The 13,092-nt window shown below is 36.1% G+C and carries 10 protein-coding genes, 2 tRNA genes and 1 pseudogene; 9 read left to right on the plus strand and 4 right to left on the minus strand.

Annotated features, from left to right (window positions below):
• The first annotated feature begins 11 nt into the window (after positions 1-11).
• The 8 genes from EIY84_RS11970 to EIY84_RS09950 all read left to right on the plus strand — a co-directional run bounded on the left by EIY84_RS11970 (position 12) and on the right by EIY84_RS09950 (position 7,753).
• On the plus strand, positions 12-1,232 hold the full coding sequence (locus EIY84_RS11970; RefSeq protein WP_124642736.1) for a TolC family protein: 1,221 nt from the start codon (positions 12-14) through the stop codon (positions 1,230-1,232).
• A 66-nt stretch (positions 1,233-1,298) separates the two neighbouring features.
• A complete protein-coding gene (locus EIY84_RS09920) occupies positions 1,299-2,432 on the plus strand; it encodes an efflux RND transporter periplasmic adaptor subunit (RefSeq protein ID WP_124642738.1) in 1,134 nt (377 codons plus the stop codon).
• A 59-nt stretch (positions 2,433-2,491) separates the two neighbouring features.
• Positions 2,492-3,067 (plus strand): anthranilate synthase component II, encoded by a 576-nt coding sequence (locus tag EIY84_RS09925; RefSeq protein ID WP_124642740.1) that lies wholly within the window; start codon positions 2,492-2,494, stop codon positions 3,065-3,067.
• A 109-nt stretch (positions 3,068-3,176) separates the two neighbouring features.
• Positions 3,177-3,899 (plus strand): lipoyl(octanoyl) transferase LipB, encoded by a 723-nt coding sequence (lipB, locus tag EIY84_RS09930; protein ID WP_124642742.1) that lies wholly within the window; start codon positions 3,177-3,179, stop codon positions 3,897-3,899.
• Between the two features lie 300 nt (positions 3,900-4,199).
• On the plus strand, positions 4,200-4,802 hold the full coding sequence (locus EIY84_RS09935; RefSeq protein ID WP_124642744.1) for a phosphatase PAP2 family protein: 603 nt from the start codon (positions 4,200-4,202) through the stop codon (positions 4,800-4,802).
• Between the two features lie 22 nt (positions 4,803-4,824).
• Positions 4,825-5,277 (plus strand): BlaI/MecI/CopY family transcriptional regulator, encoded by a 453-nt coding sequence (locus EIY84_RS09940; RefSeq protein ID WP_124642746.1) that lies wholly within the window; start codon positions 4,825-4,827, stop codon positions 5,275-5,277.
• Positions 5,278-5,280: 3 nt separating this feature from the next.
• The gene (locus EIY84_RS09945) at positions 5,281-7,071 is read left to right on the plus strand and encodes a DUF4153 domain-containing protein (RefSeq protein WP_124642748.1); all 1,791 of its coding nucleotides are present in this window, start codon (positions 5,281-5,283) and stop codon (positions 7,069-7,071) included.
• Positions 7,072-7,075: 4 nt separating this feature from the next.
• Positions 7,076-7,753 carry an SIR2 family NAD-dependent protein deacylase gene (locus EIY84_RS09950; RefSeq protein ID WP_124642750.1) on the plus strand — a complete coding sequence of 226 codons (678 nt, stop codon included), beginning with the start codon at positions 7,076-7,078 and terminating at the stop codon, positions 7,751-7,753.
• Positions 7,754-8,696: 943 nt separating this feature from the next.
• Here the strand turns inward: EIY84_RS09950 and EIY84_RS09955 are convergent.
• The 3 genes from EIY84_RS09955 to fsa all read right to left on the minus strand — a co-directional run bounded on the left by EIY84_RS09955 (position 8,697) and on the right by fsa (position 9,771).
• Positions 8,697-8,772: transfer RNA gene (locus EIY84_RS09955), tRNA-Met, on the minus strand.
• Positions 8,773-8,806: 34 nt separating this feature from the next.
• Positions 8,807-8,879 (minus strand) — tRNA-Met (locus EIY84_RS09960).
• Positions 8,880-9,117: 238 nt separating this feature from the next.
• A complete protein-coding gene (gene fsa / locus EIY84_RS09965; protein WP_124642752.1) occupies positions 9,118-9,771 on the minus strand; it encodes a fructose-6-phosphate aldolase in 654 nt (217 codons plus the stop codon).
• 126 nt (positions 9,772-9,897) lie between these two features.
• Here fsa and EIY84_RS09970 point away from each other — a divergent pair, with 126 nt between their 5' ends.
• Complete coding sequence (locus EIY84_RS09970; protein WP_124642754.1) at positions 9,898-10,848, plus strand: isopenicillin N synthase family dioxygenase; 951 nt, start codon at positions 9,898-9,900, stop codon at positions 10,846-10,848.
• Between the two features lie 85 nt (positions 10,849-10,933).
• Here EIY84_RS09970 and EIY84_RS09975 read toward each other — a convergent pair.
• A pseudogene (locus EIY84_RS09975) lies at positions 10,934-12,979 on the minus strand (DUF5686 family protein); the annotation flags it as partial.
• Positions 12,980-13,092: the final 113 nt, after the last annotated feature.

A 13,092-nucleotide genomic window follows, 5' to 3' on the forward strand; every position in this document is an offset into this window, starting at 1 on the left:
TAAAATCAAAAATGAAAAACCTTAAAAATACCATAAAAATTGCTTGTATATTGACTTTTACCTTAGGATTTACTTTAGCAAATGCACAGCAAAAAATATCTCTGGACCAAGCCATTGAGTTGGGATATCAGAACAATCTGAATTTAAAAACCAGAGTTTTAAAAGTGGATTATCATGAAAAAATGAAGAAATCCTATGCCACCATCGATCCTTTGGGAATTGAGGGCGAACTGGGACAATTCAACTCAGAAAAAACGGATAACCGAATTTCCATCAGCCAAAACCTGAGGCTTCCGGGATTTTACAAAAAACAAAAACAAGTTTTATTGGAAGAATGGAAAAACGCCAACCTGGGTGTAGAAATTCAGAAACTTGCGCTAAAAAAAGAAATCTCATTGGTCTATAACGAACTGAATTACCAAGATGAGAAAAGAAAACTTTTGGAAAAAACTGACAGCCTGTACGCTCAATATTATAAAAAAGCCACTTTGAGATTGAAAAAAGGTGAAAGCAATATTTTGGAAAAAACAACAGCCGAAAATTATCGTGCTCAAGCCAAAATACAGCTGGACAATCTGTTAGAAGACCACAAATCTACCCTTTCAATTTTTAATTACCTCATTCAAGACAAGGAAAATTACATCAATGAAAATCAAAATTTCTATAGAGCAGATTTATTTTCAAGCGACGAAAACTTCTCAGGAAATCCCCTGCTCATACAGCAATTGGAACAAGAAAAAAATATCGAATCTGCAAAATTAGGTTCCGAAAGAGCCAAACTTTCACCCGTTTTCAATGTGGGGATCAATTCCATGACCATTGCCGGAACTGGATCTAATGACAGTAAAAGATTTCAAAGTGGAGTGTTGGGCGTGTCGATTCCAATTTTCAATTCAGCACAAAAATCGGTGATTGAAGCCCAGAAAATCAACCAAAAAATTGCAGAAAACAGGTATTCTTTGGGGTTAAAAAATATGGAAATCCAATATTCTAAACTTAAAAATGAGTATCAAAAACTGAAAAACGAACAAAATTATTACAAAACCCAAGGTTTAGAAAATGCAAAAACCATCCTGAAAACTGCGGACAGACTTTTCTACGAAGGCGAAATTAATTATTTGGAATGGTCCATTTTGGTCAATCAGAGTTTGGAAATCCAAAATAAATACATCGACAATCAGAAGAACATCAACGAAAAAATTATTGAACTTAACAGCCTGAAAGGACTTTAAATACAACTTCCATTTTCTATGAAAAATAAAAAAGATTAAAGTTCGATCCTCATAAATTTTACTAAAATGAAAAAAACAATCCTCATATTTCTATCCATTTTCACACTTTTTTCTTGCTCAAAAGAGGAAAAACCCGGTGAAGAAAGTCACGAAATTTCTGCTGATGGCAACAGCATCAGCCTAAACGATGCACAAATAAAAAATGCAGGTATAGAAACCACCCTTCCGGAAAACCTGTCCATCTCGGGTACCATCCGTCTGAACGGCAGTATTGATGTCCCGCCACAAGGTACAGCAAGCGTTTCGGCTCCCAGTGGAGGTTATGTCCGTCGATCGCAGTTTATGCCTGGAGACAACATTGCAAAAGGACAGATTTTAGCGGTATTGGAAGATCCTGAAATTGTACAACTTCAGCAAGATTATCTTTTGGCAAAGTCCAATTTGGGTTATGCTCAGAAAGATTACTCCCGACAAAAAGACCTGAATAAAAGCCAAGCCAGTTCGGACAAAGTGATGCAAAAAGCACAAAACGAAGCTAAAAATCAGGAAATATTAATGAAAGGAATGGCTCAAAAACTTCGTGCGTTGGGCATCAATCCCGATCAACTTTCAGCCAATACCATTACAAAAACGGTCGCTGTTCGTTCACCCATTTCCGGATATATTTCTTCGGTTAATATCCATTTGGGACAATATGTATCACCCAACGAAAAGTTATTTGAAATTGTAAATACCGAAGATACCCATCTTATTCTGAAGGTTTTTGAGAAAGATTTGCCCAACATTCACAAGGGACAATCGGTCTTTGCATACACCAATGAAAATCCAGACAAAAAATACGAGGCCGAAATCATCTTAATTTCTCAGGATTTCGCTCCAGATCGATCGGTAATTGTGAATTGTCATTTTAAAAAATACGATCCCAAACTCATCCCCGGAACTTTTATGAATGCCGATGCCGAAATCCATCGTCAAAACGGTACGGTATTACCGGAAGATGCCGTGGTTACTTGGGAAGACAAGCAGTACATATTCGAGGAAATTAAACCCAAAAACTATAAAATGGTAGAAGTAAAAATTGGAAATTCCGAAAACGGCTATCAACAAATTTTACAAACCAACACGGATATCCTGAAAAAGAAAATCGTAACCAAAGGAGCGTATCAACTTCTTATGGCACTTAAAAATGTTGAAGAATAAGTACGAGATGGCCTCGTTTCATTTGGCTTTTTATTTTAAAAGAATCTTATTTTTGCCCCATGAAAGTATTAATTGTTGATAATTACGACAGTTTCACCTACAATTTATTGCAATTGGTTGAGCAAATTATTGGTAAGCAGCATGTTTTTGTCGCTAAAAACGATGAAATTTCTTTAGATGAAATTCAACAATACGACAAAATCATTCTCTCTCCTGGGCCGGGCATTCCGTCCGAAGCGGGCTTGTTGTTGGAAGTCATCAAAAATTATTGGACCCAAAAACCAATCTTAGGCGTGTGCCTCGGCTTGCAAGCCATTGTAGAAGCTTTTGGTGGCGAGTTGCAAAACTTAAGCGAAATACACCACGGTGTCGCCAGCAATTTGCACATAAAAAATAAGAACACTGTACTTTTTCAGAACATTCCAAATCATTGTTCCGTAGGTCGATACCACAGTTGGGCTGCAAAAACCGAAAATTTCCCAAAAGATTTGGAAATAACCGCCACCGACGAAAAAGGAATTGTTATGGCTCTGGCACATCAAAAATACCCAATACATGCAGTACAATTTCATCCGGAAAGCATACTCACCCCATTTGGAAAAAAAATGATGGAGAATTTTTTATTGTTAAATTGATTTTAACTTTTTAATTAAAATAATATTCATTGCATAGCATTATTTTTACTAATTTTGCAATCTACTTTTCATCAAAATAGAAGTAAAACTTTACAAAAATCATTTCAAAATGACCATTACCCAAAATAAAACCGTTCAATTCGAAGATTTAGGACTCAAAGAATATTTACCCGCTTTTGAATATCAAGAACAATTGATGAAATCCATCATCGATGTGAAACTGAAAAACGGAAAGGAAAACAACGACGAATACGAAGTTACCAACAACCATTTTTTATTTGTAGAACATCCTCATGTTTACACTTTGGGAAAATCCGGTGACGAAATTCACCTGCTCATCAACGATGAAAAACTAAAAGAAATCAACGCTACATTTGTCAAAACCAATCGCGGTGGCGACATTACCTATCACGGTTTTGGACAGATCGTAGGCTATCCCATCTTGGATCTGGACAATTTCAAGTCGGACATCCACCTGTACATGCGTAATTTGGAAGAAGTCATCATCCGAGTGATTGCCGAATACGGACTGAAAGGCGAAAGAAGTAAAGGCGAAACCGGAGTTTGGTTGGATGTTGGGACACCGTTTGCCAGAAAAATTTGCGCCATGGGTGTTAAAACTTCCAAATGGGTTACCATGCACGGATTTGCCCTGAATGTAAATACCGACCTCAGATATTTCGAATACATCATTCCTTGTGGCATCAAGGACAAAGCCGTAACCTCCATAGCCAGAGAGTTGGAAAGAAATCTTTCCGACGAAGAAATTGTGGACTTGAAAACAAAAATAAAAAAACATTTCCAAGATGTTTTCGAAGCCGAATTTATATAACCATTCAAATTAGACTAAACTATCTTTCTAAGCAGTACGAAATTTTTGTACTGCTTTTTTATTGGGGCACCATTTCCTCGCCCTTTTGGGTACGCTTCGCTTCCGTGCTACGCACCTGCTCGTCCCTCGCAGCCATCGGTCTCGGGGTGCAATTTGGGATACCTAAGAAGGGCAGAGAAAATATGAAATTCATTCAAAAAAAAAATAATCTTTAAAACCTGAACAGCATCAAGTCCCCCTCTCCAACCTTAAAAATTAGATTTATAAAAATATCTTATTTTTGAAATCACAATTCCAAGCATGAAAAAACCCAATCCACTTTTAGAAAAGTTTTCCAAAATAATTTCAACGGCATTCAATCCTATTTTTTCATTGGTGGCATTTTTCATCTACAACTTTTACCAACAACCCACCGGTCAGAGCTTTTCCACAACATTCTTACCCCTACTTTTGGGCATCATTTTGCCCATCATCCTTTGGATTTTTTGGAATGTCAAAAGAGGGAAATACACCGACTCCGATGTATCCAACCAAGGACAGAGAAACAGTCTGTACTTGGTCATCGTTGGTTTGCTCTGCGCATTTTTGGTATGGGATCATCAAGCCAATCAAAACATCGATATTAAAATTGCTTTTTTACTCCTCCTCTTCCTCCTGATGATGCTCAGCAATTTCTTCATAAAAAGCTCAATGCATACGGCATTCAACACTTATGTATCTACCTTGTTTTTTGCCATCAACCCAATGGTGGGAGGCATTTGGCTTGTATTAACCGCATTTGTTGCCTACACCAGAATTGTATTGAAAAGACATACCCCAAAAGAAATTATTGCTGGGACTTGTATCGCTTCTATCGTTTCTTTTATTTATCTTTATTCAAACATTCTACTGAATTTGAAATAATCCAATATTTACAAAAATCAACATGAAAATAAATTCCCTAACGGCTGTCGAAGAACAAACCATGCAAGTCCTTTGGACACTAAACTCATTCTATCTGAAAGATGTGATGGCACAACATCCAGAGCCGATACCCCACCAGAATACCATATCCACTTATCTAAAAATACTGACCGAAAAAGGCTATTTGATCACCGAAAAAGAAGGACGAATTTTCAAATACAGCGTTTCCATTCCTTTAGAGAAATACAAAGAACACCTTGTCGATGAATTGTTTCAAAAATTTTTCTCAGAAAACCGAACAGAACTTCTACAAATATTAGTCAAAAAAAACATCATCGAAAAAAACGATTTGTTGGAAATATTTGACCTGAAAATCAAACTAAAAGATGAAAAATCAGAAGTGAAACCGTCCATAGTTGATGAAATTTTGAAGCCCAAAGACAAAAAGAAAAAGAAAAAGAAGAAAAAAAAATAAAGATTGAACTTAGATAGAAACACGATGAAAAATCACCTGTCCCAATATGCTCAAAAAATAAGTTTGGTTATAAAAAACTATCCTTGGGTTATCATAATGGCCTTAACGGCTGCGGTATCATCCGTTATTTTGGTAGAAAACAGCGGAGCTGAAAACTTTGTTTTCAACAAAATTGTATTTACAACCTGTTTGGGCATTTCGCTGATGTTTGCAGCAAAGTTTATAGGACAACGCTGGAGATTGGGCTACCTTTCGGAAGGCATATCCCTTTTGCTGTTGCTGGGATTTTATTTTTTATTGCCCCAAACCGAAAACGATTTTTCTGAAGTTTATGCCTTTCTACTGATCCCGATATATTTGATTTCGCATTTGTTGGTGGCCGTTTCGTCCCAACATCCGTCACAAACAGAAAATAAATTTTGGGAATTCAACAAAAATCTTTTTATAAATGCTTTTTTAACGGTTGTATTTACGGGCGTACTCATTGGAGGTGTCCAGTTGGCAATTTTAGCCGTGGACAAACTTTTTAACCTTAACCTTCCCAATGATCTTTATGCCAAAACCTTTGTGTTTTTAGCCATATTGGGTTCATGTTTGGCTTTTTTATTGTTCAGCTCCGATGGATTGGAAGGCTTGGAAAAACTGGAAGAATATCCAAAAACACTGAAATTTTTTACCCAATTTGTACTCATCCCTCTGCTTATCGTCTATGCCATCATCCTTTATTTTTATATGGGGAAAATCATCCTTCAGTGGGAGCTACCATTTGGCTGGGTTTCGTATCTGATCTTGGCCTATTCCGTTCTCGGGATTTTGGCTTTACTTTTGGTTCATCCTTTAAAAGAGGACAATACCAAATCCTGGGTGAGGATTTTTTCCAAACTCTTCTTTTACACCCTGATACCGCTCATTATTTTGTTGATGATCGCTATTTTCACCAGAATATTTGAATACGGAATTACAGAACCTCGATATTTTGTTTTGGCATTGGCCGTTTGGCTTTCGGTACTTGCTTTGTATTTTGTTTTTAGTAAAAAGGATAAAATACAGTTCATCCCTATTTCATTGATGATTACTGCAATATTCTCTATCGGAATGCCTTATTTCAATGCATTTTCGGTTTCAAAAAGAAGCCAAAAAATGGAGCTTGAAAAAGTCTTAATTCGCGAAAAGATTCTTAGTCATGGTAAAATCAATTTCAACAAAACCATCACCAACCGTTCGGCCAACGAAATAACCGACAAATTGACTTTTCTAATGATAAGAAAAGAGCAAGGTGAGGTGAAAAAATATCTCACCTCGAAAGATTTTGACACGATTGTAAAAGAAGATAATAACCGTTGGAAATACACCTATCAATCGAATATCAGAAATTTATTCACCCGTGTTACGCAAGAAAACAACCCACCTTTGGATGAAGTAAGAGAACTACTTTCTTCCAATTCGTTTTCGGACATTTCCGACTATCATTACATGGCCAATTCATATAATTTCCTGAACAACAATGGATTAAAACTCAACCATGAAACCCTTAGCATTGAAGATCGTTTTGATAAAAACAGGGTATTTAAAATTAAACTTTCTACGGGTGAAGAAGTGGATCTTATTCCTTTGGTTGAAAAAAAGTTAAATGAATATTCTAAAGCCTCGACCACTCTACCGGAAGTTGCAATAGAAACGGATCTTGGCAATTATCATGTTAAACTTGTTTTCGAACGAATTTCAACCTCTGGAAAAAATAAATACAACACCCTGTTTTGGGGAAATTATATCGTACTTATCAAAGAAAAATAAAAGAATGAAAAAGAAAATCGTGGTTTTGTCCGGTGCCGGAATTTCGGCAGAAAGTGGTATTAAAACCTTTAGAGATGCCGATGGATTATGGGAAAATCACAAAATTGAAGAGGTAGCCAGTCCCGAAGGTTTTGCCAAAAACCCAGAATTGGTCTTGGAATTTTACAACCAACGAAGAAGACAACTGGACGAAGTACAACCCAATGAAGCCCACAAAATTCTGGCCGAATTGGAAAAAAATTTCATCGTTGAAATCATCACCCAAAATGTTGATGACTTGCACGAAAGAGCGGGATCTACAAATGTCCTACACCTTCACGGTGAACTAAAAAAAGCCAGACCTGTGGATAACGACCAAATTATCTTGCCTTGCAATTCCGATATCCACTTGGGAGATTGCGATGAACGAGGTGTACAACTAAGACCGCATATCGTTTGGTTTGGTGAGACGGTTCCGGAAATGGAGAAAGCTGTAGAAATAGCTTCCAATGCAGACATTTTCATCATTATCGGTACATCGCTGCAAGTCTATCCAGCAGCTGGACTCATCCATGAAATCCCGGAGCATTGCGAGTTATATTTAATTGATCCCAACCTTCCAAATAATTATACACTTTCCAAGAACTGTTTCCAAACGACAGCTGTAGAAGGTATGAAACAATTAATAGAGAGGCTTAGATAATTCCATCAAAAAAAGCCACACTTTTCAGTATGGCTTTGCTTACTTTAGAAAATTCAAATAAATGAAGAGTGGTTATTAGTTATTTTTTTCTTTTGTAAAATTAGTTCTATTTTCATCAAATAATTATAGGAAATACACCTTTTTATTAAATAAAGCCGACCGAAGTCGGCTTTAATCATCAATTATTGATGAAATGAAGAAAATAGAAATTATTTCTCAAAAATATCATCTTCATTGAATACTCAAAAGGGGGAAAACACCCTTTTTACTTTTAAAAGTAAAATTTTAATTAAAAACAACTGTACGATTTACAAAATTTAAATAAAACTCTCAAAACCTCCTATTAATTGCCTGAAATTTTAATATTCGTTGCCAAATGATGGAGAGGAGTCTGTGAAAAATTTAAAAAAAGCCGTTTCACAAGATTGTGAGACGGCTTTAATCATCATCATTTGTTGTTATGAAGAAAATAGAAATTATACATCAAATGTAAATCGTTTATAAAATTCAGAAAAGAGGAAAAACACCCAAATTTAAATTCTGTTTAACTTTCTGATATTAAGTATAGCAAATAAAATAAAGCCGACAATGTCGGCTTTATTCATCATCATTTGTTGTTCTGAAGAAAATAGAAAGTATGGTTCAAATGTACATCCCTTATAAATACTAAAACATAGGAAAAACACCCAAATTCAAATTTTGTTTAATTTAATTAACACATTCCACACAAATTCACGAAATAAAAACATGTATTTTACATCAATAATTAAAAAAAGGCAATCAATAAAAAGTTTAATACGAATGATAAAAAACCGTTTCACGGCTTCAACAGTTTTAATATAACATATAAATTCTAATGATTCACATGTATTTATTTTTCTAAAAATAGGATCTGTATTGATATTTAGGACAAAAAAAAGAGAATCATTTCTGATTCTCCTATTGGTAGCGGGGACACGACTCGAACGTGCGACCTCCGGGTTATGAGCCCGACGAGCTACCTACTGCTCTACCCCGCGGTGTTTTTTTACAAGCTTACCGAAAGCTTCTTAGTAGCGGGGACACGACTCGAACGTGCGACCTCCGGGTTATGAGCCCGACGAGCTACCTACTGCTCTACCCCGCGATATTGTGGTGCAAATATAGGAACATTTCCGTACATAGCAAATTTTACTTTCTTTTTTTTCGTCAGAAACCTTTTAAACACTGATATTCAGAGGAATTGATTTACTCAATAAAACATTAATCCCTTGATAATGGATAGAAAGTCCGAGTGCTTGAGAACTAAAACATCAACTATTTTCAACCAAAAACTCCAGCTTAGAAAAAAACTGGAGTTCAAAATGTATAGTATGACTATGGTGCTACATCATTTTCTTTGAATCTTCAATGAATTGAGCCAAACCATTATCCGTTAAAGGATGTTTTAAAAGGCTTAAAATTGGAGGAAGTGGAGAGGTGATGACATCAGCTCCAATTTTTGCACAATTGATGATATGCATGGAATGACGAATGGATGCGGCGAGAATTTGGGTTTCGAAACCGTAGTTATCGAAAATCTCACGAATTTCTTCAATCAGCATCAGACCATCGGTTGAAATATCGTCCAGCCTTCCTAAGAATGGCGAAACATAAGTCGCTCCGGCCTTTGCTGCCAACAAGGCTTGTCCAGCAGAAAAAATCAAAGTACAATTGGTCTTTATCCCTCGATCCGCAAAATATTTTAATGCCTTAACTCCGTCTTTGATCATTGGGATTTTTACCACAATATTGGGGTGTATGGAAGCCAACTCTTCGCCTTCCCTGATCATTTCTTCGTAAGTTGTAGAAAGTACTTCGGCAGAGATATCGCCATCTACAATCTCGCAAATGGTTTTATAATGTTGCATGATGGCATTGGTCCCGGAGATGCCTTCCTTTGCCATCAACGATGGATTGGTCGTTACTCCATCTAAAACTCCTAAATCTTGTGCCTCTCTGATCTGATCCAGATTGGCTGTATCGATAAAAAATTTCATAAAATTATTTTTTACAAATATAATCATTTCTCTTAGGAAGATTAGCGGAGTACGGTTCGAATTATTTGAAATAAAAAATAGATTTTTACACAAAAAACTCTACTTTCGTATTCGTAAATTCTAATTATGGAAAAGATACCCAGTGTAGATTTGCGTGATTTCCTTTCGGACAACCCGGAACGCAAGCAGAAATTTGTAAATGAAATCGGAAAAGCCTACGAAGAAATTGGTTTCGTAGCATTAAAAGGACATTTCTTGGACGATGCTTTGGTCGAAGCTCTTTATCATGAAGTTCAAAATTTTTTCTCACTTCCTGTTGAGACCAAACATAAATACGAAATCCCGGGAATTGGTGGACAAAGAGGTTATGTTGGTTTTGGTAAAGAAACTGCTAAAGGCTTTAAAAAAGGAGACTTGAAAGAGTTTTGGCACTTTGGACAGTATTTGGATGAAAATTCTAAATATCAATCCGAATATCCTGAAAATGTTGAAGTAACGGAGCTTCCAAAATTCAATGAAGTAGGAAAGCAAACCTATCAAATGTTGGAAAAGACAGGAAAATATGTCCTAAGAGCATTGTCCCTGCATCTTGGTTTGGAAGAAAATTATTTTGACCAATACATTGCCGAGGGAAATTCCATACTTAGACCCATCCACTACCCTCCTATCACACAAGAGCCGGATGATGCCGTGAGAGCGGCAGCACATGGTGATATTAACCTAATTACGCTTTTGATGGGTGCACAAGGAAAAGGATTGCAGGTGCAAAATCATAATGGAGATTGGATTGATGCGATTGCTGAAGCCGATGAATTGATGATTAATGTGGGCGATATGCTTTCCAGACATTCTAACAACAAGCTGAAATCCACCATACACCGAGTGGTCAATCCGCCTCGAGAATTGTGGGGAACTTCCCGATATTCCATTCCGTTTTTTATGCATCCGGTAAGCGAAATGAAGCTCGATGCTCTTGAAAATTGTGTGGATGACAACCATCCCAAACTCTATCCCGATACCACTGCTGGTGAATATCTTAGAGAACGATTGATTGAACTGGGATTGATTAAAATTTAAAAAATAAAAAAAAGCCACTGAAAAGTACGATTCAGTGGCTTTATTTATCTTGCACAAAATACAATGCAACAAGATTTAAAATCTTTTAAAATCCCCATTGCATGCCAAATTTCATTCCAAATTTTTGTGCATCGGGTTTATCTAAATAATTTCCTCTCCAGTTGAAGTCCAATCTAAAGATTCTAAAATTTCCAAGTCCAATATTCTCAATTCCAAATCCATATTCATAATAAACATGTTCTTTAGGAGCTGAATAGACCATGCTTGATCGATTCATATCGATGTTTTTCTTTTCCAAACTTCCCCATACACCTCTTAAAAATGCAACTTCTCTAAATTTCAATTTTTTAATCAGTGGTAATTTATTAAAAATCCATCCGTTAAAATGATGTTCAAAAATAAGGGATGAATAAGCATCTGCCACAAATTCATAATAATTAAGCTGAGAAAAAGTATTGGCTACCAAACCGTACGATTGGTTACCAGGGACAACAGACATCAAAGAAAGCGGTACCGACCCGAATGTTTTGCCCAATTCCAAATTGACATCCGACCTTCCGTACGGACCAATCAGAAGATGTCCTTTGTAGGAGAATTGTATTTTATCATAATCAAAATCCGAATTGATGATACCGGAAAATCCTTTTGTATATTTTAATGAATAAGTTGGAGCCAAAGAAAACTGCTCATACCGATCCAAGCCGTATTGCGAATATTTGGCTTTGGGTCTGTAGATTAAGGATACCGCCATGTTTGCATCGTTTATTTGGCTTTTTTCTATCCCATTTTTCACATAATTAATTTTAAAAAATTCTGGTGCAGCCGATTTTATTTCTCGGTACGATCCATCCCATCGTATCTGAAAATTTTTCATGGGTTCTATGGAAAATTGTGCAGTATTTTCAGTCACCCAACTCAAATTATTATTTTCCCCTCTTGAAGCAAAAGAGGACGAAGCAAAAGTCCTTTCCATGACTCCATAACTGTCCATGAGTTGCACTCCTAATTGCAGAATATCGTGCCTAAAACCGTAGCCAATTGTGAGCCTGTTGTTGGGATTAATCATGTAGCGAACATCTCCACCGAATTTGAATTTTTTATCTCTAAAACCGTATGCTGCGTAGCCTTGTACCCTCCACAAATCGTTTCTTGAGAAAAATGTTCTTGCCCCAAGTCTCAGTCTAGAACCCTCAACGCCATTGCTTCCGTAGATGGAATACAAATTTCCAAAATCGACTGCTTTCCAGGCGTTAATATATCCGGATCCTATGGTTTCAGCAACTTTCACATAGGTTTTGAACCTTGGTACCTGCCATAATTTTTCAATATTGGCATAGGTTTCTTGGTCTTTATCCGACAGTTCTTCATGTCGATGTTCCACCCAGTACGCTTCGTCTTTTTTATCAACTAAAAGAGGTTTTTTGTCCGGTTTTTTATCCAGTTCTGCTTCAATTTCAGCTTTATTATAATCAAATTTTTTATAGGACAATTCCCTTCTTACATAAATTCCTTTAGCAGTTTTCTTTTTATTTGCCAAGGAAAGATCAAGCGTAATGTCAGATTTTACTGGGATAAAGCTGTTTTCATTAATAATGTAATAGGTCAGGTCTGCATTGATCCCTCTTACAAAATTAACATCAGAATTTTTCACAGAATTCAAGGTAATATTTTTTACGGCATAAGCCTCCTTGGAGATGTACATGACACCACGAAAAGCCAATGCTGCATTGTTTTTGGGACGATACTTTATTTGGTAACACAATTCGCCTTCTACCGTTGCATCTTCGACCAATTCGTACTCATAAACCGAAAATCCATCTTTAGAAAGAGGACTGGTATAACCTTTATCGAAAAAATTCAATACATTTTCATAAATATTAAAATCTTTATAAAGATTTTGTACCGTCTGTATTAGAATTTGGTTATCCTCAAAACCGGATGCTTTTTGGGCAATACCAATTCGTTTTTCATGCGGAACTTTGTTATTTCTTACATAGACATCGGTAATGCTTTCATTAATATAAATCGGAACATCTTTTTTTCCTTTTGTAGAATCTACTTCTTTAAACATAAATTCCATGCCTTTAAAGAGTTTTTTCTTTGAAAAAGCGGAGTCTATATTATGAACTTGTTTAAAGTAAAAAAATCGATAAACACCTTTAAAAAAAGGCGTTAATTATTTGTTTAAAAGACTGGTATTCAGTATATTAGAGGAAAAATAACTACAAATTTCTCTATGCAAAA

Origin of the sequence: Amniculibacterium aquaticum (assembly GCF_003852705.1) — a bacterium.
In the GTDB taxonomy this organism is placed as follows: Bacteria; Bacteroidota; Bacteroidia; order Flavobacteriales; family Weeksellaceae; genus Amniculibacterium; species Amniculibacterium aquaticum.